The following is a 23,585-nucleotide window of genomic DNA, read 5'->3' on the forward strand; positions in this document are numbered from 1 at the left end:
CGCTCAGCCCTGTCCGAGGTGGAACGAGAAGACGGTGAGCAGGGAGTCGTCCTCGGCGACACCGTCGTCGAAGGCGCGGAACTCCTGCTCGCGCTCCAGCGCCCGGATCGTCTGGGCCTGCTGGAGGAAGACCTCGTCGAGGGCCTTGCCGCGCACCGAGCCGAACGCCGAGGCGCGGGCGTTGGCCAGCTGCACCGAGTCGTTGGCCAGACCGGTCTGCCCGGCCCCGGTGGCCAGCGAGCCGAGGATGCCGGTGCCGCCGCTCTCGCGGGTGCCCAGGTCGACGAGGACCCGCTGGAGGTCGGCCTGCAGCCGTGCCTCCGACTCCCCCAGGTCGCCGGTGGCCGCGGCGATGTTGGAGCCGATCGTGCGCAGCGCGTCACCGACGGCGCCGCCCAGGCGCGACTCGGCCTGGCGGACCTGGCGGTCGAGGTCGTCGCGCTGGCGCTCGATGCGGCGACCGCCCTGGTCGACGATGCGCTCGGCGGCCCGGTCGGCGCCCTGGCTCAGGGTGCCGAAGAGCTCGCCGACGCGCTCGTCGGCCTTGCCGCGGGCGCCGTCGGTGGCCACGATGCTGCGGCCGATCTCGCCGCCGGTGCTGTCGAGGGCCTTGCGGGCCTCCTTGAAGGCGGTGTCGATCTCCTTCTCCAGCCCGGCCTGGTTGCAGGCCACCCGCTGGTAGGCGAAGCGCAGGGCGTCGACCGCGCCCACCGGGTCGCGGTCGGTGATCTCGTCGCAGGAAGGCACCTCGGCCTGCGCGCCCAGCGCCGCGACCCGGGCGACCAGACCGCGCAGGTCGGCGACCTCGACGGTGTCGTCGATCGCCTCGTCGAGCTCGACCAGGGCGCCGTCGACGGAGGTGCGCAGGGTGGCCAGCGCGCGGGCCACCGAGCCGTCGCCCTCGACGGCGGAGGTCTGCTGCACCGAGACCCAGGCGCTGCGCACGCTCTCGAGGCGCTGGGCCAGCGTGGTGCCGCCACCGCAGCCGGCCGCGCCACGAGCGGCGTCGATGCGGCTGACCAGCCCGGTCTGCAGCTGCTCGAGCACGTCGGCGGGGATGCGCGAGGTGTCGGTGACGTCGGCCAGGCCCGGGATCGCGCAGACCGCGGCGGTCAGGGCCGCGGCCCGCTGGGCGATGCTGCCCTCGGCGTCGGGGGTGCCGATGGCCTGGGCCTGGGTGCCGGCGATGGTGTGGATGTCGGAGAACGCGGCCTGCAGGCCTGTCGCCGCACCGGGCTGGAGGAGCGTCTTGAGCGACTCGAGGGAGTCGACCAGCGACCCCAGCAGCAGGGCCAGGGGGCGGACCGGCAGGCCGCTGCCGCCGATGATCTCCTCGGCGGCCTCCTCGACCGAGCGCAGCTCGGCGACGACGGCGCCCATGGAGGTGCCGAGGTCGTCGACCGCGCCGGCGTCGAGACGCCCGGCGAGGTCGGCGCCGAAGAGCGAGAGCACGTCGGCCTGCTCGACCAGGCGCTCGCGCGCCGAGGCCAGCACGCAGACCGCGGAGGTCGACCCGTCGGTGCAGTCGGCGAGCTCCTCGGCCGAGCCGATCTGGCGCGCCAGGTCGTCGGCGATGGCGGCGCGGCAGGAGCCGCTGGCGTTGGACAGGGTGGTCAGCCGGCTGCTGACGGCGGCGAGCTGGCCGTAGACGGTGGGGGCGGCCAGGTTGCGGCCGAGGTCGACGCGGCAGCCCTCGGCGCCGTCCTGCGGCTTCGGCGGCTTGATCCGGTCGGGATCGCCGAGCACGTCCTTGACCTCGGTGAGGCTCGAGGAGAGCGCCTGCACGGCGTCGTCCTCGACGCCGCCCAGCTGCTCGCCCAGCGAGCCGTCGAGACGGGTCAGGTCGGCCGACAGGCTGCCGAGCTGCTCGCTGACGCCGGCCGAGCTGCTCTGCAGGTCGGCGATCGTCCGGGCGCCCAGCCGCTCGGCCGAGTCGGAGAGCCGGGTCTCGATGTCAGTGAGCACCGCACCGGCCTGGGTCAGCACCGAGGTGACGTCGCCGATGACCTCGATGGTGCGCGTCTCGGTGGCGATGGCGCCGCCCTCGTCGTCGGAGAACGCCTCGTCGAGCAGGCCCGTCAGCGACGTGTCGGTGACCAGGCCGGGCTGGACGCCGATGTCGAAGGTCGGCACCTCGAAGTCGTCGGTGTCGAGCACCAGGCGGAAGGTGGCGCTGGGCGCCAGCCGCGGCGGCGCGAGCATCGTGGCCCACTGCACCCGCGACTCCCCCGCCCCGCCGCGGCTCAGCACGCCGTTCGTGGCCTCGTCGTCGCCCTCGGCGCCGGTCACGACCTCGGAGAGGGTGTCCTCGCCCAGCGAGGCCGAGGCCACCACGGTCATCGGCACCCCCACCAGCGCGAACTGCGAGCGCTGCACGCCGCCGGCGTCGTAGGTGACCTCCTCGGGCCGCACGGTGGTGTTCTGCACCGTCAGGTCGATGACCACGCGGCCGCTGCGGCCGGCGATCTCGCCCAGGTCGGTGCCGGCCTCGTCGTCGAGGCGGTAGGCGGTCTGGATGCGCACCGGCAGCTCGGCGGCCGCGTCCTGAATGTCGAGGCTCGTCTCCAGCGCCTCACCGCCCTCCTCGCCGCGTCGCACCGACGTGGACGCGACCGAGGTGAGGGTGCCGTCGGGGGCCAGCTGCACGTCGACCTGCTGCAGCACCTGCTCGGCGTCGGCCGAGGCGGGCGCGGTGCCCGCGGAGAGGAGTCCGCCGGCGAGGGCCACGGCCAGGGCGGCGCGAGCGGCACGGCCGACCCGGGGGCGAGGGACGCGGTTCGCGGCGTGGCGCGCGACGGACATGGGGGGCTCCTCGAGACTCAGGACGGCCCCTCAGCGACGCAGGGAGCCGACCGGTTCCTGCTCGCCAGGACCGTCCGGCAAACCAATGTCTAGACATCATGGGCCATCCCCCCGACGACCGTCATGTCTTCGTAAAATCCGCTGGTCGCGCGGGCCGTCGCCGCACCCCGGGCACCCCTCCCTAGGGTGGGCGCATGTCGCTCACCCTCGCCGAGGCCCGTGCCCGCTCCGCCCAGGTCACCGACGTCTCCTACGACATCGACATCGACCTGCGCGACCACGCCGGCGAGTGCTTCGGCTCCACGACCACGCTGCGCTTCACCACCAGCGCCGCGCGCACCTTCGTGGAGCTCACCGACGCCCGCGACCTCGTCGTCAGCGTCGACGGCCGGCCGGTCGAGGCGGCGTACGACGGGCGGCGGATCGTGCTCGACGACCTGCCGGTGGGGGTGCCGGTGGCGGTGCGCGTCGAGGCGCAGGTGCCCTACGTCAGCGACGGCGACGGGATGCACCGGATGAGCGACCCGGTCGACGGCGAGACCTACGTGTCGGCCTACCTCTCCCTCGACATCGCCCAGCGGGTCTTCGCGTGCTTCGACCAGCCCGACATCAAGGCGACGATGGCCGTGGCGGTCTCGGCCGACCCGCGCTGGCAGGTGATCGGCAACGGACGGGTCACCTCGTCCGAGGCCGGGCGCTGGACCTTCGCGACCACCCCGCGGCTGTGCCCCTCGCTGTTCGTGGTCTGCGCCGGGCCCTGGCACTCGGTGACCTGGGAGCACGCCGGGCTGCCCTTCGGCTGGCACGCGCGCGCGTCGCTGGCCGCCGAGCTCGACCGCGACGCCGACGAGCTGCGGCGCACGACCAACGACTGCTACGACCACTACGCGCGGCTCTTCGACGAGCCCTACCCCTTCGACTCCTACGACCAGCTCTTCGGCCCCGGCCACAACTGGGGCGCGATGGAGACCCCGGGCTGCGTGACCTACCGCGACGAGCTGCTGCCGCGCGGGCGGGTCACCGACGACCAGCGCTCGCGGCGCGCCACCGTCATCGCCCACGAGATGGCGCACATGTGGTTCGGCAACCTCGTGACGATGCGCTGGTGGGAGGACACCTGGCTCAACGAGAGCTTCGCCGACTACATGGGCTACCGGGTCGCGGCCGACGGGGCCGGCTTCCCGGGCACGCTCGTGGTGCACGAGTCGACGCGCAAGCCCGCGGCGTACGTCGCCGACGAGCGCCGCTCGACCCACCCGGTCGCCCCCGCGCCGGAGGACGTGCCCGACGTCGACGCGGCCTTCACCAACTTCGACTCCATCTCCTACGCGAAGGGCAACTCGTGCCTGCGCCAGCTGGTGACCTGGCTGGGCGACGACGACTTCCTGGCCGGGGTCAACGCGCACCTGACCCGCCACCGCTTCGGCAACGCCACCCTCGACGACCTGGTGGAGGCGCTCGACGCGGCCTCGCCGCGCGACGTGCGCGGGTGGGCCGAGGTGTGGCTGCGCCGCACCGGCTTCGACACCGTCGCGGTGCGTCGCGACCACGACGGGGTGCCGGTGCTGGCCCGCGAGGGCGTGCGGCCGCACCGCTTCTCGGTCACCGCCCTGGCGGCCGACGGCACCCTGGTCGGGACCCGGCTCGTCGACCTCGACGAGCAGGAGGTGGCGCTGCCGGAGTGGGCCGGGCTGGCGGTGGTGCCCAACAGCCAGGGCGAGACCTTCGCGCGCCTGCGGCTCGACGAGCAGTCGGCGCAGGTGGTGGCCCAGCACCTCGGCGGGGTCACCGACGACCTGACCCGCACGGTGCTCTGGGCGCACGCCTTCGACGAGGTGCGCACCGGCGCGCTGTCGGTCGACGGCTTCCTCGACCTCGTCGAGCGGCACCTGCCCGGCGAGCCCCGGCCCGCCCTGGTCTCCGCCGTGCTCGGCCGCACCCTCGGGCCGGTGCTGACCCGCTCCACCCCGGCCGCCGACGCCGCCACCCTCGTCGACCGGGTCGCGGCGGCCTGCCGCGCGGCGCTGGGCGCCACCACCGACGACCAGGTCGCGATCGCCCTGACCCGTGGCCTGGCCGCCACCAGCCGTGACGCCGACGCGCTGCTGGCCTGGCTCGAGACCGGGCGCACCGGCGAGGGCGTCGACCTCGACCCGGGGCTGCGCTGGTCGACCGTGGCACGCCTCGCGGCCCTCGGGACCCTGGACGCCGACGCCGTCGAGGCCGAGCGGCAGCGCGACCAGACCTTCGCCGGCGAGCTGGGCGCCGCCCGCGCGCTCGCCGCCCGCCCCACGCCCGAGGCCAAGGCGGCGGCCTGGGCCGCGATGAGCGCCCCCGACGTCTCCAACCGGGTCTTCGAGGCCACCGCCCTGGGCCTGTGGGACCCCGAGCGCGTCGACCTGTGCACGACGTACGTCGACGCCTACCTGGCCGACTCCCCCGCCATCTGCGAGCGCCGGGGCCAGGGGTTCTCGCTGGTGGTGGGCCGCAACGCCTTCCCCGCCCTCGAGCTGGCCCCCGCGCAGCGCCAGCGCTTGGCCGACAGCCTGGCCTCGGGGTCGGTGCCCAGCGTGCTCGCCCGCCTGTGGAACGACCAGCTCGACGACCTCCGCTGACCCGTCCCGAATCTCGCGCTGACCCGGCTCAGATGTCGCACTGACCCGGCCCAGATATCGCACTGACCCGGCCCGAACCTGCAGGTGCAGGTCCACGCCGGGTCAGTGCGAAGTACGCGCCGGGTCAGTGCGAAGTACGCGCCGGGTCAGCGATCAGGCGTGACCGTCGAACATCGAGGTGACCGAGCCGTCCTCGAAGACCTCGCGGATCGCGCGGGCGACCAGCGGGGCGATCGAGAGGACCGTGAGCTTGTCGAACTGGCGGTCCGGCGAGATCGGCAGGGTGTCGGTGACGATGACCTCGACGGCCGGGCTGTTCTTGAGCCGGTCGACGGCGGGGTCGGAGAGGATCGCGTGGGTGGCGGCGATGACCACGCCCGCGGCGCCGTCGGCCATCAGAGCCTCGGCCGCCTTCACGATGGTGCCGCCGGTGTCGATCATGTCGTCGGTGAGGACGCAGATCTTGCCCGCGACCTCACCCACCACGCGGTTGGCGACGGTCTCGTTGGGCCGGTCGGTGCGCCGGGTCTTGTGGATGAAGGCCAGCGGCACGCCACCGAGCTTGGCCGACCAGCGCTCGGCGACCTTGATGCGACCGGCGTCCGGGGAGACGACGGCCAGCGGCTGGTCGCCGTACTTGCTGAGGACGTAGTCGGTGAGGATCGGCAGCGCCATCAGGTGGTCGACGGGGCCGTCGAAGTAGCCCTGGATCTGGTCGGCGTGCAGGTCGACGGCGATCAGGCGGTCGGCCCCGGCGGTCTTGAAGAGGTCGGCCATCAGGCGCGCCGAGATCGGCTCGCGGCCGCGGTGCTTCTTGTCCTGGCGGGCGTAGCCGTAGAACGGCATGACCACGGTGATGCGCTTGGCGCTGGCGCGCTTGAGCGCGTCGACCATGATCAGGTGCTCCATGATCCACTCGTTGATCGGAGCGGTGTGGCTCTGCAGCACGAAGGCGTCGCAGCCGCGCACCGACTCCTCGTAGCGCACGTAGATCTCGGAGTTGGCGAACTCGTAGGCCGAGGTCGGCACCAGCTCGGTCTCGAGGATCTCGGCGACCGACTCGGCCAGCTCGGGGTGGGCCCGGCCGGTGAAGACCATCAGGTTCTTCTCGGTGGTCTTCTTGTATCCGGTCACGAGCAGCTCCTGGGACGCCGACTTGGTGGGGTGCGCCCGACAGTCTGCCCCCCGGACGGCTCGCCGCGAAACCCGACGCCCGCCTCCACGGCCACGTGTGACCGACGCGACGCGCAGGTTTTGCCTAGGCGGGCCCGGAGCCCTGCGCGCGAGCCGCCGCGTCGGCCTGGGCGGTGCCGGCGCGACGCTGCTGCGCCCAGTCGGCGATGACCCGCATCGGGCCCGCGCTGACCGCCAGCGCACCCGCCGGCACGTCCCCGCGCACCACGGTGCCGCCGCCGGTGCTGGCGCCGTCGCCGATGCTGACCGGGGCCACGAAGGTGTTGTTGGAGCCGGTGCGGGCGTGCCGGCCCACGGTCGTGCGGTGCTTGGCCACACCGTCGTAGTTGGCGAAGATCGTGCCGGCACCGATGTTGGTGCCCTCACCGATCTCGGCGTCGCCGACGTACGACAGGTGCGGCACCTTGGCGCCGGGGCCGATCTCGGCGTTCTTGGTCTCGACGAAGCCGCCGATCTTGCCGCGCTCGCCCAGCCGGGTGCCGGGGCGCAGGTAGGAGAAGGGACCGACGTCGGCGTGGGCGCCCACGACGGCCAGCTCGGCGTGGACGCGCACGATGCGTGCGCCGACCCCGATCTCGCAGTCCTTGAGGGTGGAGTCGGGGCCGATCACGGCGTCCTCGCCCACGACGGTCGCCCCGAGCAGCTGGGTGCCGGGCAGCAGCACCACGTCGGGGGCCAGCACGACGTCGGCGTCGATCCAGGTGGTGGCGGGGTCCATGACGGTGACGCCCTCGCGCATCCAGCGCTCCACGATGCGGGTGTTGAGCTCGCGGCCGAGCTCGGCGAGCTGGGCGCGGTCGTTGGCGCCCTCGGTCTGGCGCACGTCGTCGATGGCGTGCGCCCCCACCGTCAGCCCGGCGTCGCGGGCCAGGCCCAGCAGGTCGGTGAGGTAGTACTCGCCGTTGGCGTTGTCGTTGCTCAGCCGCGGCAGCGCCTCGTGGAGGAACGCGGCGTCGAAGGCCATGATCCCCGAGTTGATCTCGCGGATCTCGCGCTGGTCGGGGGTGGCGTCCTTCTGCTCGACGATCGCCACCACCTCGCCGTCCTCGTCGCGCACCACCCGGCCGTAGCCGAAGGGGTCGTCCACGACGCCCGACAGCACGCTGACCGCGCGCTGGGCGGCCTCGTGCTCGGCGACGAAGGCGCGCAGGCTCTCGGCGGTCAGCAGCGGGGTGTCGCCGTACGCGACGAGCACCGTGCCCTCGCGCGCCCCGGCGGCCTCGACCGCGACCCGGACGGCGTGGCCGGTGCCGGCCTGCTCCTCCTGCACCGCCAGCAGCGCCTCGGGCACCAGCTCGGCGATGTGGGCGCCGACCTGCTCGCGCTGGTGGCCGATGACCGCGACGACGCGGCGCGGCGCGCACCCGCGCACCGCCACCAGCACGTGGCCGACCATGGAGCGCCCGCCGATGGGGTGCAGCACCTTCGCGGTCTTCGAGCGCATCCGCGTCCCGCCGCCGGCGGCGAGGACGATCACGGTCAGGTCGTGCAGGACGGGGTCGGCCACGGAATCTCCGAATCAGGATGGATCAGCGCAGGGGGGAGCGGGCTCACTGTAGAGCCCGGAGGTGAACCCGGCTCAGCCAACGCGGTCCTCGGCGACGTGGCCGAGGATCCAGGTGGCCACCGAGGCGGTCACCGCACCGACGAGCCCGATGCCCACCAGCATCAGCGCCACCGCCACGAACCGGCCCTCGGTGGTGACCGGGTAGTGGTCGCCGTAGCCGACGGTGGTCACCGTGGTGGCCGCCCACCACAGCGAGTCGCCGTACGACGTCAGGTTGGCGCCGGCCGCGTAGCGCTCGGCGTCGAGCGCGGCCAGGGCCCCGAGCCCGACCGCGAGGGCCGAGGCGCCCGACACGTAGACGAGCACCCGCCCGGCCAGCGAGGAGGCCGCGGAGCGGTCGAGCATCCGCACCAGGGTGAGCAGGCGCAGCAGCCGCAGCGGGCGGAGCAGCGGCAGGGCGACCAGCGCGACGTCGTACCAGTGGCGCAGCGCGTAGGCGCGGGCGTCGTCGGCCAGCACCAGGCGCACGCCGAGGTCGATCGCGAAGGCGACCCACACGGCGTAGGAGACCACGCCCAGGACGGTGGCCACGTCGGCGTCGAGGCCCGGGTCGAGCACCGGCCAGGCGTAGGCGACCAGGAAGGCCAGCGCCAGCAGGATCAGCGGCACCTCGGAGCGGCGCTCCCAGCGCTCGACGCGGCTCATCGGCGGGGGCTACTCCGCGGCGACCACGTCGATGAGGAACCACAAGGTGGCGTTGCCGGGGATGTTCGGCGGGCTGCCCTGGGTGCCGTAGCCGTAGGCCGGCGGGATCTGCAGCAGCACCCGGCTGCCGACCGGCACGCCGTCGAGACCGATGCTCCAGCCGGGGATCAGGCCGCTGAGCGGGGAGACCAGCGGCTCGCCGCGCGAGTAGCTCTCGTCGAAGGGGGCGTCCGCGTCGTAGACCGCACCGAGGTAGTCGACGGTCACGGTGTCGGAGGCCGTCACCGGCTCGCCGTCGCCCTCCTCGATCACCAGGCGCTGCACGGGAGCGTCGAGCGCGGGCTCCTCGAGGCCGGAGAAGTCGAGGCCGACGGGGTCGCCGCCCTTGCTCTCGACGGTGGGCTGGCTGTCGGGCGAGGCGTCCTCGGCCTCGTCGCTCGAGGGGGTCGGGGAGGTCTCCTGCTTCTCCACCAGGTCCATCACGACCACGACGCTGTCGTCGAGCCCGAGGCCGAGCGAGTTGCTCTCGGCGGACTCACCGAGGAGGTCGGTGGGGGTGGTCACCGCCACGACCCGCGAGCCGTACGTCGCGCCGTCCATCATCTCGAGGAAGACCTCGCCGACCTGCTCGTCGTTGGGGATCGACTCGGGCGCGCCGTTGTCGTAGTCGCTGAACACGTCCTCCTGGGTGCTGCCGTTGCCGACGTAGAGGTAGGCGGTCACCGTGTCGCCCTCGGCGACCTCCTCGCCGTCGCCGGCGACCAGCGTCTCCACCCTGGTCTCCTCCGGCTGCTCGACGGCGGCGCTCCACTCGGCGGTGAGGCCCTCGCCCACCTCGCCGGTGAAGCTCACCTCGGACAGCTCGCCGGTGGCCGAGCCGGCCTCGTCGGCCGTCCCCTCCTCCGGGTCGGAGCCACAGGCCGTCAGGGCGGACAGCAGGACGACGGCGCACAGGGCGGCCACGGGACGAGAGCGTCGGAGCACGGGCTTCTCCACATCGGGGGCTGGGTGGGGGCCGGACACGGCGGTCCGGTCCCCGGGCAGGGCACGAACCTACGTCGCCGCCCCACACCGGGCCGCAGGCGGGCCCGGACGGGGTCGGCCGGCGGTGCCGACGGTCACCTACGGTGTGCCCATGACTGCCGTCGGGGACCCCGGACCGTTCTCAGCCCACCTCGGCTTCCGGGTGGTGCGCGCCGACGCCGACGGCGCGGTCGTCGAGGCCGACCCCGGCCCCGAGCACCTCAACGGCGGCGGCATCCTGCACGGCGGCTACCTCAGCGCGCTGCTCGACAGCGCCACCGGCTGGGCGGTCCACGCCGCCGGGCCCGAGGGCATGGTCGCCCCGCACGTGCAGCTCAACGCGCAGTTCCTCAAGGCCGGGGTGGCCGGGCAGCCGCTGGTGTGCACCGCGACCTGCACGAGCCTGGGCGGCCGCATCTGCACCACCCAGGGCGAGATCACCCAGGCCGGCCGGGTCATCGCCCGAGCCACCGGCACGCACGCGGTGATCTCGCGGGGCTGAAGGGGACGTCAGCAGGACCAGCCGAACGACTTCACCGACCGGGTGGTCCTGTACGCGACCCGCTTCCTGCCGTCCGCGAACTTGATCGTCGCCACCAGCCGGATGGACTTGCCGTAGTGCCGGTAGGCCCGCTTGTCGCGCCACGTGAACTTCGTGGACCCCTCGACGGCGTACCGCGTGACGGTCTGCCGCTCCCCGCAGCCGTAGGACTTGATCACGACCCTGCTGCCCTGCGGCAGCTCCTTGGCCACCATCCGCACCGACGCCTCACGCATCTCGCCGCCGTAGCCCTTCGCCCGCGTCGGACCCGTGCTGTTCACCGTCGCGCTGGCCGGGCCCGCGTACTGGGTGTCGAAGACCCCCAGGTCCACGTCCTCCTCGCCCTCCTCGACAGTGACCACGACCGCCTCCTCGAAGGAGTCGGTGTGCTCGTAGAAGCCGTCCTCGCGCAACCTCAGGTACCCGTACCCGCCCTCGTTGGTGTACGGGTAGCCGTTGTAGTACAGGCGGTAGGTGCCCGGAGCCACCCCGGTCGGGGAGGAGAACCGGCCGGTGCGCGAGCGCACCTCCATCTCGTAGTAGCCCGGGTCGTCCCACAACCCCAACGGCATCGGGTGACCGGGCTGCAGGCAGTCCATCACGCACAACGCCACTCCCGAGGAGCTGTGCGCCAGGAACCGGCCCCGGACCACCGGGTCCTGGGTGGCGTGCGCGGCGGGGACCTGCAGCGCCGAGACCGCCACGACCAGGCAGGTGAGCAGCGCACCGAGGCGCCAGGAGGACACAGCGGGCAGAACCATGGGCGACCGTTCGTTCGGGGGCGGACGTCCACCGTAGAGGCGGACAGCGCGCACCGTGGGGTCTTTGCCGTACGAGCACCGGCGCGACGTCGTCCGGTCCAGCGGACCGTCCCTGAGCGCGGAGCCTGACCTGCTCGTCGTCCTGGGTGCGTGGCTCCCCGGGTAGGAGTCGAACCTACGTCGCTAGTCCTGATTCAAAGTCAGGCGGGCCCTGCCGGCAGACCAACCGGGGAATGCGGCCACCACCCTAAGGCCCTGATCGTCGACGGGAGCGGTCGCCTCGGCGTCTCGGGGAGCCGAGCAGCTCGACCTCGATCCACCTGGCGAGATCCTCGGCGCGGTGCCCGGTGTCGGCACAGGCGAACCGGATGACGTCGGGTGCCGGACGACGGCCCCGCGACCGCCACGGCCGCGGGCACGGACGCCGCTGCGCCGGCGCGTCCAGCACCAGCACCACGGCCCGGCCCCGCGGGTCCACCCGCACCACACTGCTGCGATCGCAGCTGGCGCTCCCCCACCGGGACGCGTGCACCACGTGCCGTCCGGTGAGCCACATCGTCTCCTCACTGCGTTGCCCCACGAGGGCGTGGGCGTGCCACCACTGACCCCGCCACGACCGCACCAGCCACCGGGGTCGGGCAGGGCGGACGACGCGACGCCCCGGGGGTGGGGGCGCGCGGGTCTATGGTCGGGGCGTGGACCTGCCCGTGATGCCGCCGGTGCGGCCGATGCTCGCCAAGTCCGTCAAGGGCGTGCCCGATCCCGCCAAGCACGGCGGGCTGTCCTTCGAGCCGAAGTGGGACGGCTTCCGCTGCCTGGTCTTCAAGGACGGCGACGAGGTCGAGCTGACCAGCCGCAACACCAAGCCGCTGACCCGCTACTTCCCCGAGCTCGTGGTCGCCGCGCGCGAGCAGCTGCCCGAGCGCTGCGTGCTCGACGGCGAGGTGTTCGTCGCGCTGCCCACCCCCGACGGCGGCCAGCGCCTGGAGTTCGAGGTGCTGCAGGAGCGCATCCACCCCGCCGCCTCGCGCGTCGACATGCTCTCCGAGAAGACCCCGGCGGGGTTCGTGGCCTTCGACCTGCTCGCCCTGGGCGACGAGTCGTACGTCGACCGGCCCTTCGCCGAGCGCCGCGCCGCCCTCGAGGAGGCGCTGGGGCACCTCTCCGACCCCGGCGCGGGCGGGCCGTGCCACCTGACCCGCACCACCACCGACCCGGCGGTGGCCGAGCAGTGGCTGGAGCAGTTCGAGGGCGCCGGGCTGGACGGCGTGGTGGCCAAGCCGCTCGACGCGGCGTACGCCGAGAACGCGCGCACGATGCTGAAGATCAAGCACGAGCGCACCGCCGACGTGGTGCTGGCCGGGATGCGCGAGCACAAGACCTCCACCCCCGAGCGGCCGCTGCTGGGCAGCCTCCTGCTGGGGCTGTGGACCGAGGGCGACGACGGCCCGGTGCTGCAGCACATCGGGGTGAGCGCCAGCTTCACCGAGAAGCGACGCGCCGAGCTGTGGGAGGAGCTCTCGCCGCTCGCCTGCCCGATCGAGGAGCACCCGTGGGCGCGCTGGCACGAGGGCGCGATCGCCAACCCCGACCGGGTGCCGGGCACCCAGAGCCGGTGGAGCGCCGGCAAGGACCTCTCGTTCGTGCCGCTGCGCCCCGAGCGGGTGATCGAGGTCAAGTACGACCACATGGAGGGTCGCCGCTTCCGCCACACCGCCCACTTCAAGCGCTGGCGCGACGACCGCGACCCGGCCTCCTGCGGCTACGAGCAGCTCGACCAGGTCGTGGGCTACGACCTCGGCGAGGTCCTCGGCCGGGGCTGAGGCTCCCCCCGCCGGGCCCCCGGCGGGACTAGGATGGGCCCATGGCCGACTACGACGTCGTACTGCTGATCGAGAAGGCGCTGAGCGCCTCCGACGCCGTCCAGGTGCGCTCGCTGCACGCCGAGCTGGCCGAGGAGGGCGAGCGGGTCCGGTACCACGTGCTGCTGCCCCTCGAGGACGCCGCCGCGCGTGTCGAGGCCGCCATGGGCTCGCTGTCGGGCGGGGAGATGCTGGCCTCGCCGGCGATGACGATGTCGGAGATCGACCTCGACGCGGTGCGCAAGGACTGCCTCGAGCGCTCGCAGGCCGAGCTGCACACGACCCTCGAGCACCTGCGCCACGCGCACGCCGAGGCGACCGGGCGCATCATCACCGAGCCGCCGGTCGACGCGCTGGCCGCCGAGGTCGCTGCCGTCGACGGCCGCGAGGCCATCGTGCTGACCCGGCCCCACGTGGTCGCCGAGTTCTTCCACCTCGACTGGACCTCGCAGGCCCGGCGCAAGCTGGGCGTGCCGGTCCTGCACCTGCTCGAGCACGAGACCTTCGAGGAGCAGGCCGGCGGGCCCGAGGGGATCAGCGGCGCCTAGAACTCGTAGCCGAAGCGCTGGAGGTCGGCGGCGAACACCTCGGCGACCCGGTCGCGCATCTCCTCGGAGTAGTGCTGGCGGTAGTCGGCGTTGGGGCCGGTGTTGGCGTGCACGGTGGTGCCGGGCCAGGCCAGGCCGAGCCGGTCGAAGACCTCGTGGAGGTCGGCGTCGAAGCGCTCCTGGCGGCCGATGAAGTCGGCCTCGCGCTGCTTGGCGCGCAGGTAGCTGATCTGGGTGCGCTGCAGCTCGCGCTGCTCCTGGGTGCCGCGCAGCACGAACGCCTCGAAGTCGGGGCAGGTCGCGAGCACCCGCTTCCACAGCCGGTTGTGGTCCATCTGGTTGGCGGCCTTCTCGACCCCGGCGGCAGCGTCGGCCTCGGCGCGCTTGATCATCGCCCACCACGAGTAGAGACGGGCCCACGGATTGCGGACGAACCCGAAGATGAAGTACTCCGACAGCTCGGGGTAGGTGCGCAGCGCCGGGCCCAGCCGGGCGTGGCGCCCACCCCCCAGCCCGGGCAGGAACTCGAAGTCGGGCAGCGCCTCCTGCAGCATCCGGTCGATGGTGATCCCACCGGTCTTCTGCACGTGCACGAACAGCACCCGGGAGGAGTGCGAGACCATCATGCGCGCAAAGTACCAGCGGCTCCCCTCACCCGCGGGGCCCCTCGGTGTTACCAAACCCTGGACCGATTGTGGATGACGCGTGCACCCACTCCGGCGGATCTCCTCCTAGTGTTGGGGCACGAGGTCGCCGGGGGGCGACCTCCCCGGTCGGACCGGGGGGTACGCCGCGATTCTGGGGGGAACGCGGACTCACCCCGACCGACCATCGCGTCCGAGAATCCGGGGGGAGACTCGGACGCAGAGACGGGAGCCCGTCCGGTGCAGCTGAGACTCCGCCGGGCGGGCCCTCTCGATTTCGGCCCTCGAGCGGTTCAGTCCTCGACGCGGTTGCCCTCGGCGTCCCAGTGCTCGGCCACCTTCTTGCTCGGCTGCACGCGCGGCGGCTCCCCCGGCATCTTCGGGTGGTCCGGCGGGTAGGGCATCTCGCCCCCGGGCAGCTCCTCGTAGAGGTCGAGCAGCGGCTGGATCGAGAACGCCTCGTCGTCGATGCCGGCCCACGGGTCACCGCTGTCGGCGAGCCGCTCGGGCACGGTGAAGAGGTTCAGGCCGCGCGGGTCGTCGACCTGCGCCAGGTCGGCCCACGCCAGCGGGGTGGAGACCGGGGCGCCGGGCAGCGGGCGCAGCGAGTACGCCGAGGCGATGGTGCGGTCGCGGCAGTTCTGGTTGTAGTCGACGAAGATCCGCTCCCCCCGCTCCTCCTTCCACCACGCCGTGGTCACCTGGTCGTCGCGGCGCTCCAGCGCCCGGCCGAAGCCGATCGCGGCGTGCCGCACGTCGGTGAACTCCCAGCGCGGCTCGATCCGCACGTAGACGTGCACGCCGCGGTTGCCCGACGTCTTCGCGTACGCCGTCAGCCCGAGCTCGGCGAGCAGCTCACGGGCCACGCCGGCCACCCGCACCGCGTCGGCGAAGGTGGTGCCGGGCTGCGGGTCGAGGTCGATGCGCAGCTCGTCGGGGTGGTCGAGGCTGGCCGGGTCGTCGGTGCGGCGCACGGGCCAGGGGTGGAAGGTCAGGGTGCCCATGTGGGCGGCCCACACCGGCACCGCGATCTCGGTCGGGCAGATCTCGTCGGCGGTGCGACCGGAGGGGAAGGTGACGGTCGCGGTCTCCAGGTAGTCGGGCGCCCCCCTGGGCACCCGCTTCTGGTAGAACGCGTCGGCCTTGGAGTCCTGCGGGCCGGTCGCCAGGCGCATCCCCTCGCGCACCCCCGAGGGCCAGCGCTCCAGGGCGGTCGGGCGGTCCCGGAGCGCACGCATCAGCCCGTCCTCGACCGAGGCGACGTACTCGGCGACCATCAGCTTGGTCACCTCGGGCGTGTGCCGGGTCGCCTCGTAGATCACCCGGTCGGGGCTCGAGACGCGCACCGCGCGCCCGCCCGCCTGCACCTCGGCCGCGCTCGCCTTCGCCATGCGCCCACCCTAGGCCGCCGCCGCGACCCGGCCGGTTCGAAAGAGCCGGCTCGGCGGGATATCGCGTGGAGGGGTGGGTGGGGCTGCTCCTAGGGTGTCGGGGTGAGTGAGCCGTACGCCGACCTGACCTTCCGCACCCTCGAGCCCGGCGACGAGGGCGCCGACGCCGCGCTGCTGCGGGGCTGGTTGGAGGGCCTGGCCCGCGGCTTCCACGACGGCCGCAACGACCAGGCCGAGTTCGACCGCTGGCGCAAGCACGCGGGGCGCGACGGGGCGGTGGTGCGCGGCGCCTGGCCCACCGCCCGGGTCGCCGACGGCACGCTGCCGGTCGGCACCTTCGCCAGCTGGGCCGGCGAGCTCAACGTCGGCGGCGGCCGCACGCTCGGGCTGCACATGATCAGCGACGTCACCGTCGCCCCCACCCACCGTCGCCAGGGCCTGCTGCGCCGGCTGATGACCGAGGACCTCGACCACGCGGTCGCGCAGGGCCGTCCGGTGGCGGCGTTGACCGCGACCGAGGGCTCCATCTACGGCCGCTTCGGCTTCGGCCCCGCCGTGCGCGGGCGCCGCGTCGAGATCGACACGGGCCCCCGCTTCGGGCTGCGCGACCTCGACGACCCCGGCAGCCTGGAGATGGCCGAGCCGACCGAGGCGTGGCCGCACGTGCGCGCGGTCTTCGAGCGCCACCTCGGGCGCACCCGCGGCGCGGTCAGCCGGCCCTCGTTCTACGAGATGTTCCTGACCGGCGAGTACGACTGGGACAAGGGTGCTCCCGACAAGATGCTGCGCGCGGTGCTGCACCTCGACCCCGCCGGCGCCGTCGACGGCTACGCCCTCTTCAAGCACAACGGCGACCACCGCAAGGACGCTGCGGTCGAGCTGGTCGACCTGGCCGCCGACACCACGACGGCGTACCTGCGGCTGTGGCGCTTCGTCGCCGACATCGACCTCGTCGAGAAGGTCCGCTGGGGCCGCAGCCCGCTGCTCGACGTCCTGGAGGTCGCGCTCGTCGACCCGCGGGTCGTGACGACCACGGCCCTGCACGACACGCTGTGGGTGCGGGTGCTCGACCTCCCGGTGGCCCTGGAGGCCCGCCCGTGGAGCGCCGACGGAGACGTGGTGCTCGAGGTCGACGACGACCTCGGCCACACCGCCGGGCGCTGGCGGGTCACCACCAGCGCTGGCGCCGCGACCGTGCGGCGCACCGACGACGCGGCCGACGTGCGGCTCTCCGCCGAGACCCTGGGCCACCTCTACCTCGGCGACGTCGACGTGGCACCGCTGGCCGCCGTCGGCCGGGTCACCGGCGCCGCGGCCGGCACCTTCGCGGCGATGGCCGACGGCGGACCGACGCCGTGGTGCACCACCGGGTTCTGACGGGGTCCTGATGGCGCCCGACCCGTCACCGCAGGCCCCGCTGGAGGAGTGGGCCCGCCGCGGCGGGCACTGGCAGGTGGTCGTCTCCACCCCCGAGCGCACCACCGTGGCGCTGCTGACCTGCGACGGCGGCGAGGAGATGGAGCGCGTCGAGGTCGACGGGCCGGCGCTGCACGACTGGCTCGCCGGGCGTACGTCGTCGGCCGACTGAGCCTCGCCGGTCAGAGCACGCCGCGGCCCTTGCGCCGCTCGAAGACCAGCTGGGTCTCGGTCGAGCGCACCACCGGGTGCACGGTGACGTGCTCGAGCACCAGGTCGCGCAGCGCCTCGGGGTCGGCGACGGCGACCAGCAGGTGGAAGTCGTCCTCGCCGGCCACGTGCAGCGCCTGCAGGACGCCCGGCGCCTCGACCAGGGCGTCGTACAGCGTCGTGACGTGCTGCTGGTCGTGGCTGCCCAGGCGCACCTTGATGACCGCCTGCAGCGGGAAGCCCAGCGAGGCGACGTCGACCTGCACGCTGGTGCCGACGATGACGCCGCGGTCGCGCAACGAGCGCACCCGGTAGGCACAGGTCGACTCGGCCACCCCCAGCCGCGAGGCGAGCGCCTTGTTGGTCAGCCGTCCGTCGGCGCCCAGCGCGCGCAGGATGTCGAGGTCGAGGGAGTCCAGGCCGGGGGCGCCCCGGTCAGCGGGTTGTGATCCAGGCAACGCGAGCTCCTCAGGAGGCGGGTGGTCCTGCTTCTTCTGCAACCGAAGCCTCCTTAGGCTACGTCTTCGACAGCGAGGGCGCTCGTACGGTGACTTCTCAGCGAGACTCCCTGCATGCGCCTCGACTCCCTCGCCGTGCACAGCGGCCGCGACGACCTGACCAGCCTCGGCGTGCACGCGCTGCCGCTGGACCTCTCCTCCACCAACCCGCTGCCCGACCTCGACACCGGCGGCGAGTCCTACGAGTCGATGGCCACCGGAGGGCACCCCACCGAGGGCGGCCACGTCTACCAGCGGCTGTGGAACCCGACCGTGGCCCGCTTCGAGACCGCGCTGGCCACCCTCGAGCACGCCGAGTCGGCGGTCGCCTTCGCCTCCGGCATGGCCGCCATGTCGGCCGCGGTGCTCTCGCGCACGATGCTGACCGGCAAGCGCCACGTGGTCGCGGTCCGCCCGATGTACGGCGGCACCGACCACCTGCTCTCCACCGGCCTGCTGGGCACCGAGGTCTCCTGGTGCACCGAGTCCCAGATCGCCGCCACGGTGCGCCCCGACACCGCCCTGGTCGTCGTGGAGACGCCCGCGAACCCGACGCTGGAGCTGCTCGACATCGCCGCGGCCGTGGCCGCCGCCGGCGACGTGCCGGTGCTGGTCGACAACACCTTCGCCACCCCGGTGCTGCAGAACCCGCTCGACCACGGCGCCGCGATGGCGCTGCACAGCGCCACCAAGTACCTCGGCGGCCACGGCGACGTGGTCGGCGGCGTGATCGCCTGCGACGAGGAGACCGCCAACGGGCTGCGCCAGGTGCGCGCGGTGACCGGCGGCATCCTGCACCCGCTCGGCGCCTACCTGCTGCACCGCGGCCTGGCCACCCTGCCGCTGCGGGTGCGCGCCCAGCAGGACGGCGCCCGTCGGCTCGTCGAGTTCCTCCAGGGCCGCGACGAGGTCGCGACCGTGCACTACCCCGGCCTCGACGACCCGCGGGGCCTCGTCGGCACCCAGATGCGCGGCCCCGGCGCGATGGTCGCCATCACCCTGCACGGCGGGTACGACGCCGCCGCCCGGCTCACCTCGTCGGTCTCGCTGTTCACCCACGCGGTGTCGCTGGGCGGCGTCGACTCGCTGGTCCAGCACCCCGCGGCGCTGACCCACCGCCCCGTCGCCGCCCACGCGCGACCCGGCGCGGGCGTCGTACGGCTCTCGGTCGGGCTGGAGGACCCGCTCGACCTGCTCGACGACCTCACCGCCGGGCTGGCCGCCGTCGGGGTGGGCACCCCCACGGCGCCCTCAGTGGCACAGTGGCGCCCGAGCGACCAGACCCGCCAGACCGTCGGCGTCTGACCACCCCCACCGGAGGAGTCCGAGTGACCACGCCCGACCCTGCCCTGCTCCGCGAGGTCTCGCGCCGCGTGCTGTGGCTGGCCACCTCGATCGTCGACGCCGCCAACGCGGGGCGTCCCAACGACAGCGGGGTCAAGGTCGGCGGCCACCAGGCCTCGTCGGCCTCGATGGTCGACATCATGGTGGCGCTGTGGTTCGCCGAGCTCGAGCGCGACGACCGGGTGTCGGTCAAGCCGCACGCCTCGCCGGTGCTGCACGCGCTGAACTACCTGCTCGGCGACCTCGACGAGGCCTACCTGCCGACGCTGCGCGCCAAGGGCGGGCTGCAGTCCTACCCCTCGCGGCTCAAGGACCCCGACACCGTCGACTTCTCCACCGGCTCGGTCGGCATCGGCGCGACCGCGGCGCTGTGGGCGGCGATGTCGCACCGCTACGTCGCCTCGCGCTTCGCCGACGCTCCCCCGGCCGGTCGCTTCGTCAGCCTGCTCGGCGACGCCGAGCTCGACGAGGGCGCGATCTGGGAGGCCGTGGCCGACCCCGCGGTGGCCCGCCTCGGCGAGGTGCTGTGGGTCGTCGACGTCAACCGGCAGTCGCTGGACCGGGTGGTGCCCGAGCTGCAGATCGCGCGGCTGGCCGGCATGTTCGAGGCCGCCGGCTGGCAGGTCGTCACCATCAAGTGGGGCCGCCGCATCAGCGAGCTCTTCGAGCGCCCCGGCGGCGCCGAGCTGCGCACGCGCCTGGAGCAGATGCCCAACGAGGAGTACCAGCGGATGCTGCGCGCCGGCACCGACGAGATCGCCGGGCGGCTGCTGGCCGACTCGGAGGCCTGGTCGCCGTCGGCCGCGCTGCGCGAGCTGGTCGACGCGCTCGACGCCGACGACCTCGCCGAGCTGGTGCGCGACCTCGGCGGCCACGACCTCGGCCTGCTGGTCGACACCTTCGCCGACGTCGACGACCAGCGCCCCACGGTCGTGTTCGCCTACACGATCAAGGGCCGCGGGCTGCCCACCGAGGGCCACCCCAACAACCACTCCGCGCTGCTCACCGCCGACCAGATGGACGCCCTGGCCGAGCGGACCGGCGGCGACCGGTCGGCGCCGTGGTCGCGCTTCGAGGCCGGCAGCGCCGCCGCCGACCTGTGCGAGCAGCGCGCCGCGGCCCTGCGTCGTACGCCGCAGCCGCCGACGACCCCGCTCCCGGTGCCGGTCGCGCTGGGCCACGCCCACAAGCGACCGGTCTCGACCCAGGCGGCCCTGGGCCGACTGCTGGCCGACCTGCACCGCGACGCCCCCGCGGTGGCCGCGCGCGTGGTCACCTGCAGCCCCGACGTGGCCTCCTCGACCAACCTCGGCGGCTGGATCAACAAGGCCGGCGTGTGGTCGGTGGAGGACCGCCGCGACTGGTTCGCCGACGACACCGAGCGGCTGCTGCGCTGGTCGGAGCACCAGGACGGCCAGCACATCGAGCTCGGCATCGCCGAGGTCAACCTGGTCTCGCTGCTCGGCGAGCTGGGCGCGACCTGGTCGCGCTGGGGCGAGCGGCTGATCCCGATCGCCACCATCTACGACCCGTTCGTCTCGCGCGCGCTCGAGCCGTGGTCCTACGGCATCTACTCCGGCGGTCAGTCGATCCTGGTCGGCACCCCCTCGGGCGTCACGCTCGCCCCCGAGGGCGGCGCGCACCAGTCGATCACCACCCCGTCGATCGGGCTGGAGCAGCCGGGCTGCACCGCCTGGGAGCCGGCCTTCGCGCAGGACCTGGAGTGGTGCTTCCTGGCCGCGATGGACTCGGTCGGGGTGCCCGGTGGCACGTCGTCGTACTTCCGGCTCTCCACGCGCCCCCTCGACCCGACGCTGGCCGAGCTGCCCGACGACCCGGCGCTGGTCGAGCGCCGCCGCCGCCAGGCGGTCGCCGGCGGCTACCGGCTGCCCGCCGAGCACGCGCCAACCGAGGAGCAGGTGACGCTGGTCGGCGTCGGCGCGATCATGCCCGAGGTGGTGGCCGCGGCCGAGAGCCTGCGCGGGCAGGGCGTGCGCGCCGGCGTGGTCTGCCTGACCAGCCCCGACCTGGTCTTCCGCTCCTTCCAGCAGCGCGGCCGCCGTGGCGGCGGCACCGGCGGCGACGTCCTCGCCGAGCTGCTGCCCGCCTCGGCCCCGGCGCCGCTGGTGACCGTGCTCGACGGGCACCCGCACACGCTGTCGTTCCTCGCCGGCGCACGCGGCGACCGGATCCGCTGCCTGGGCGTCGAGGAGTTCGGGCAGTCCTCCGGTCTCGCCGACGCCTACCGGCTGCACGGCCTCGACGTGGCGGCGATCGTCGACGCGGCGCTGGGCCTGGTGGAGTGACGGCGCTCGGTCCGCTGGCCCTGGCCCCGCTCACCCGCGACCAGGCGGTCGAGGTGTGCACCTGGCGCTACCCGGCGCCGTACGACTGCTACGACATGACCGACGCCGACCCCGACGAGCTCGCCGACCCCGCGTCGGGGTTCCACGCGCTGACCGCAGGCGGACGGCTCATCGGCTTCCGCTCGTTCGGCCCCGACGGGCGGGTGCCGGGCTGGGCGTACGACGACACGGCGCTCGACACCGGCGGCGGGCTGCACCCCGACCTGGTCGGGCAGGGCCTCGGCCGCGAGGCGATCCGCGCCGGCCTGACGTACGGCCGCTCGCGGTTCGCCCCGACGGCGTACCGGATGACGGTGGCGGGCTTCAACGAGCGCGCACTGCGGGTGGTGCGGTCACTCGGCTTCGAGCGGGTCGGGCGGTTCCGCGCCCCGACCGGTGTCCGGTACGAGGTCCTGGTGCGGCCCGAGCGCTGAGCCGGGTCGTGGTCCGGGTCGTGGTCCGGGTCGTGGTCCGGGTCGTGTGCCTGAGGACGCGCCAGAGCGCGGCCAGGGGCCACGACCGGGACCACGACCCAGGCCACGACTCAGGCCACGACCCTCAGAGCAGCGAGTTGGGCTGGAACGTCGGTCGCCGGTCGTCAGCGCCCGCGACCGGCCGTACGAACTCGAAGCCCGCGGTCAGGACCACCTGCAGCTCCGGCGAGTCGGCGGCGAGCCCCCGCGCGCACTCCTCGTGCAGCGGTGGGGCGTGGAAGGCGTTGCGGGCGACCTCGTCGGTGTCCCCCACGAACGCCACCGGACGCCCCAACGAGGCCGCGCAGGCGCCGCAGATCCGGCTCAGCGCGCACTGGGTGACCCGCGACCCCACGAGCACGGGTCGACCCTGCTCGTCGGGCTCCCACGCGAAGGGCGCCGTACGCGCGTCGACGTCGCGGGACAGCCCGCGGATCACGAGGCCCGCCCGGTGCCCGAGCGCGACCACCCGCCGAGCTCGGAGCGGCGCGGCGGCAGCTCGGCGTCGGACTTGCGGCCCTTGTCGACCGGCGGCGCCTCGGCGGCGGCGGGACGGTCCGGCGGCTGCGGCGGGGAGTCGGAGGAGGTGAACCGGTTGGGCAGCGAGAGCTTCATGATCGTGCGCAGCGCCTGGCCGTACTGCCGGTGCAACGGCCCCACCGTGTACGGCAGGTCGTACTTGTCGCACAGCGCCCGCACCCGCTCGGAGATCTCGGCGTACCGGTTGCTGGGCAGGTCAGGGAAGAGGTGGTGCTCGATCTGGAAGCCGAGGTTGCCCGACAGGATGTGCAGCAGCGGGCCGCCCTCGAAGTTGGCCGCGCCCAGGATCTGGCGCAGGTACCACTCGGCGCGCGTCTCGTCCTCGAGCTCCTCCTCGGTGAAGTGCATCGCCCCGTCGGGGAAGTGCCCGCAGAAGATGATCACGTACGACCACAGGTTGCGCGCCAGGTTGGCGGTGGCGTTGGCCTTCATCGTGGTGCGCCAGTGCGGCCCCGACAGCGCCGGGTAGACGACGTAGTCCTTGAGCGCCTGGTTGCGGCCCTTGCGCCAGATCTGCTTGAGCTGGCGCTTCATCTCCGCAGGATCCTTCTCGCCCTTGCGGATCTTCTCCAGGTCGAGGTCGTGCAGCGCCACGCCCCACTGGAAGAGCGAGGCCAGCAGCGCGTTGTAGACCGGCTGGCCCAGGTTGGCGGGGTTCCAGCGCTGCTCGCGCGCCATCCGCAGCACGCCGTAGCCGATGTCGTTGTCGTAGCCGAGCACGTTGGTGAACTGGTGGTGGATGTAGTTGTGCGAGTGCTTCCACTGCTCGGCGGGCTGGGCGGTGTCCCACTCCCAGTTGGAGGAGTGGATCTCGGGGTCGTTCATCCAGTCCCACTGCCCGTGCATGACGTTGTGGCCGATCTCCATGTTCTCGAGGATCTTGGCCAGGCCCAGCATGGTGGCGCCGGCGACCGCGCCCGGCACCCGCGCCCTCCTCGAGTGGCAGGTGGTCATCAGCGTGACCCGGCCGGCGGCGGCCAAGCCGCGCTGCACCCGGATCATCCGGTTGATGTACGCCGCGTCGGCGGCGCCGCGCGACTCCTCGACGTCGGCGCGGATCCGGTCGAGCTCGCGACCGATCTGCTCGACCTCGTCGTCGGTGAGGTGGGTGTACTCCTGGACGTCGGCGATCGCCATGTCGTCTCCTCGGTGCTGGTGCTGGAGCGG

The 23,585-nt window shown here is 73.6% G+C and carries 20 protein-coding genes and 1 tRNA gene; 9 read left to right on the plus strand and 12 right to left on the minus strand.

Annotated elements, in window-relative coordinates:
- Nucleotides 1-3 precede the first annotated feature (3 nt).
- A complete protein-coding gene (locus H0S66_RS03350; protein ID WP_179614139.1) occupies nt 4-2,802 on the minus strand; it encodes a hypothetical protein in 2,799 nt (932 codons plus the stop codon).
- Between the two features lie 194 nt (nt 2,803-2,996).
- On the opposite strand from H0S66_RS03350, the gene pepN reads away from it, so the two are divergent.
- Nucleotides 2,997-5,417 (plus strand): aminopeptidase N, encoded by a 2,421-nt coding sequence (pepN, locus tag H0S66_RS03355; protein ID WP_179614140.1) that lies wholly within the window; start codon nt 2,997-2,999, stop codon nt 5,415-5,417.
- Between the two features lie 153 nt (nt 5,418-5,570).
- Here the strand turns inward: pepN and H0S66_RS03360 are convergent, their stop codons facing one another.
- From H0S66_RS03360 to H0S66_RS03375, 4 genes are all read right to left on the minus strand, one after another.
- Nucleotides 5,571-6,551 (minus strand): ribose-phosphate diphosphokinase, encoded by a 981-nt coding sequence (locus H0S66_RS03360; protein ID WP_179614141.1) that lies wholly within the window; start codon nt 6,549-6,551, stop codon nt 5,571-5,573.
- 124 nt (nt 6,552-6,675) lie between these two features.
- On the minus strand, nt 6,676-8,118 hold the full coding sequence (gene glmU / locus H0S66_RS03365; protein WP_258017077.1) for a bifunctional UDP-N-acetylglucosamine diphosphorylase/glucosamine-1-phosphate N-acetyltransferase GlmU: 1,443 nt from the start codon (nt 8,116-8,118) through the stop codon (nt 6,676-6,678).
- A gap of 72 nt (nt 8,119-8,190) precedes the next feature.
- On the minus strand, nt 8,191-8,823 hold the full coding sequence (locus tag H0S66_RS03370) for a potassium channel family protein (RefSeq protein WP_179614142.1): 633 nt from the start codon (nt 8,821-8,823) through the stop codon (nt 8,191-8,193).
- Between the two features lie 9 nt (nt 8,824-8,832).
- A complete protein-coding gene (locus tag H0S66_RS03375; protein ID WP_179614143.1) occupies nt 8,833-9,807 on the minus strand; it encodes an FKBP-type peptidyl-prolyl cis-trans isomerase in 975 nt (324 codons plus the stop codon).
- A gap of 151 nt (nt 9,808-9,958) precedes the next feature.
- Here H0S66_RS03375 and H0S66_RS03380 point away from each other — a divergent pair, with 151 nt between their 5' ends.
- Complete coding sequence (locus H0S66_RS03380; RefSeq protein ID WP_179614144.1) at nt 9,959-10,348, plus strand: PaaI family thioesterase; 390 nt, start codon at nt 9,959-9,961, stop codon at nt 10,346-10,348.
- An 8-nt stretch (nt 10,349-10,356) separates the two neighbouring features.
- Here the strand turns inward: H0S66_RS03380 and H0S66_RS03385 are convergent, their stop codons facing one another.
- Together H0S66_RS03385 and H0S66_RS03390 are read right to left on the minus strand one after the other, a co-directional pair.
- Entirely contained in the window at nt 10,357-11,148 is a 792-nt protein-coding gene (locus tag H0S66_RS03385) for a hypothetical protein (RefSeq protein ID WP_179614145.1), read from the minus strand.
- A 151-nt stretch (nt 11,149-11,299) separates the two neighbouring features.
- A tRNA-Gln gene (locus H0S66_RS03390) sits at nt 11,300-11,381 on the minus strand.
- Nucleotides 11,382-11,843: 462 nt separating this feature from the next.
- On the opposite strand from H0S66_RS03390, the gene H0S66_RS03395 reads away from it, so the two are divergent.
- Nucleotides 11,844-12,971: an ATP-dependent DNA ligase gene (locus H0S66_RS03395; protein WP_179614146.1), complete on the plus strand. Its 1,128-nt coding sequence runs from the start codon at nt 11,844-11,846 to the stop codon at nt 12,969-12,971.
- A gap of 41 nt (nt 12,972-13,012) precedes the next feature.
- Nucleotides 13,013-13,558: a hypothetical protein gene (locus H0S66_RS03400; protein WP_179614147.1), complete on the plus strand. Its 546-nt coding sequence runs from the start codon at nt 13,013-13,015 to the stop codon at nt 13,556-13,558.
- On the opposite strand, the gene H0S66_RS03405 is transcribed toward H0S66_RS03400, so the two are convergent.
- Nucleotides 13,555-14,184 carry a sulfotransferase family 2 domain-containing protein gene (locus tag H0S66_RS03405; protein ID WP_179614148.1) on the minus strand — a complete coding sequence of 210 codons (630 nt, stop codon included), beginning with the start codon at nt 14,182-14,184 and terminating at the stop codon, nt 13,555-13,557. The genes H0S66_RS03400 and H0S66_RS03405 overlap by 4 nt on opposite strands.
- Before the next feature lie 311 nt (nt 14,185-14,495).
- Nucleotides 14,496-15,593: a DNA polymerase domain-containing protein gene (locus H0S66_RS03410; protein WP_179614149.1), complete on the minus strand. Its 1,098-nt coding sequence runs from the start codon at nt 15,591-15,593 to the stop codon at nt 14,496-14,498.
- Nucleotides 15,594-15,695: 102 nt separating this feature from the next.
- On the opposite strand from H0S66_RS03410, the gene H0S66_RS03415 reads away from it, so the two are divergent.
- Nucleotides 15,696-16,970, plus strand: coding sequence for a GNAT family N-acetyltransferase (locus tag H0S66_RS03415; RefSeq protein WP_179614150.1), 1,275 nt, complete (start codon nt 15,696-15,698; stop codon nt 16,968-16,970).
- 10 nt (nt 16,971-16,980) lie between these two features.
- Entirely contained in the window at nt 16,981-17,181 is a 201-nt protein-coding gene (locus H0S66_RS03420) for a hypothetical protein (protein WP_179614151.1), read from the plus strand.
- A 10-nt stretch (nt 17,182-17,191) separates the two neighbouring features.
- Here the strand turns inward: H0S66_RS03420 and H0S66_RS03425 are convergent, their stop codons facing one another.
- Nucleotides 17,192-17,719, minus strand: a complete 528-nt coding sequence (locus tag H0S66_RS03425) for an Lrp/AsnC family transcriptional regulator (RefSeq protein WP_246305104.1) — start codon at nt 17,717-17,719, stop codon at nt 17,192-17,194.
- Nucleotides 17,720-17,791: 72 nt separating this feature from the next.
- Here H0S66_RS03425 and H0S66_RS03430 point away from each other — a divergent pair, with 72 nt between their 5' ends.
- The 3 genes from H0S66_RS03430 to H0S66_RS03440 are packed head-to-tail and all read left to right on the plus strand — an operon-like array spanning nt 17,792 to nt 21,839.
- Nucleotides 17,792-19,021 carry a trans-sulfuration enzyme family protein gene (locus H0S66_RS03430; protein WP_179614152.1) on the plus strand — a complete coding sequence of 410 codons (1,230 nt, stop codon included), beginning with the start codon at nt 17,792-17,794 and terminating at the stop codon, nt 19,019-19,021.
- A 23-nt stretch (nt 19,022-19,044) separates the two neighbouring features.
- A complete protein-coding gene (locus H0S66_RS03435) occupies nt 19,045-21,366 on the plus strand; it encodes a transketolase-like TK C-terminal-containing protein (protein ID WP_258017078.1) in 2,322 nt (773 codons plus the stop codon).
- Nucleotides 21,363-21,839: a GNAT family N-acetyltransferase gene (locus H0S66_RS03440; RefSeq protein ID WP_179614153.1), complete on the plus strand. Its 477-nt coding sequence runs from the start codon at nt 21,363-21,365 to the stop codon at nt 21,837-21,839. The genes H0S66_RS03435 and H0S66_RS03440 overlap by 4 nt, the downstream gene beginning before the upstream one ends.
- Nucleotides 21,840-21,963: 124 nt before the next feature.
- Here H0S66_RS03440 and H0S66_RS03445 read toward each other — a convergent pair whose 3' ends face one another.
- Nucleotides 21,964-22,317 (minus strand): hypothetical protein, encoded by a 354-nt coding sequence (locus H0S66_RS03445; protein ID WP_179614154.1) that lies wholly within the window; start codon nt 22,315-22,317, stop codon nt 21,964-21,966.
- Nucleotides 22,314-23,555, minus strand: coding sequence for a fatty acid desaturase family protein (locus H0S66_RS03450; RefSeq protein WP_179614155.1), 1,242 nt, complete (start codon nt 23,553-23,555; stop codon nt 22,314-22,316). The genes H0S66_RS03445 and H0S66_RS03450 overlap by 4 nt, the downstream gene beginning before the upstream one ends.
- Nucleotides 23,556-23,585 lie beyond the last annotated feature (30 nt).

This window comes from Nocardioides marinisabuli, assembly GCF_013466785.1.
Classification (GTDB): domain Bacteria; phylum Actinomycetota; class Actinomycetes; order Propionibacteriales; family Nocardioidaceae; genus Nocardioides; species Nocardioides marinisabuli.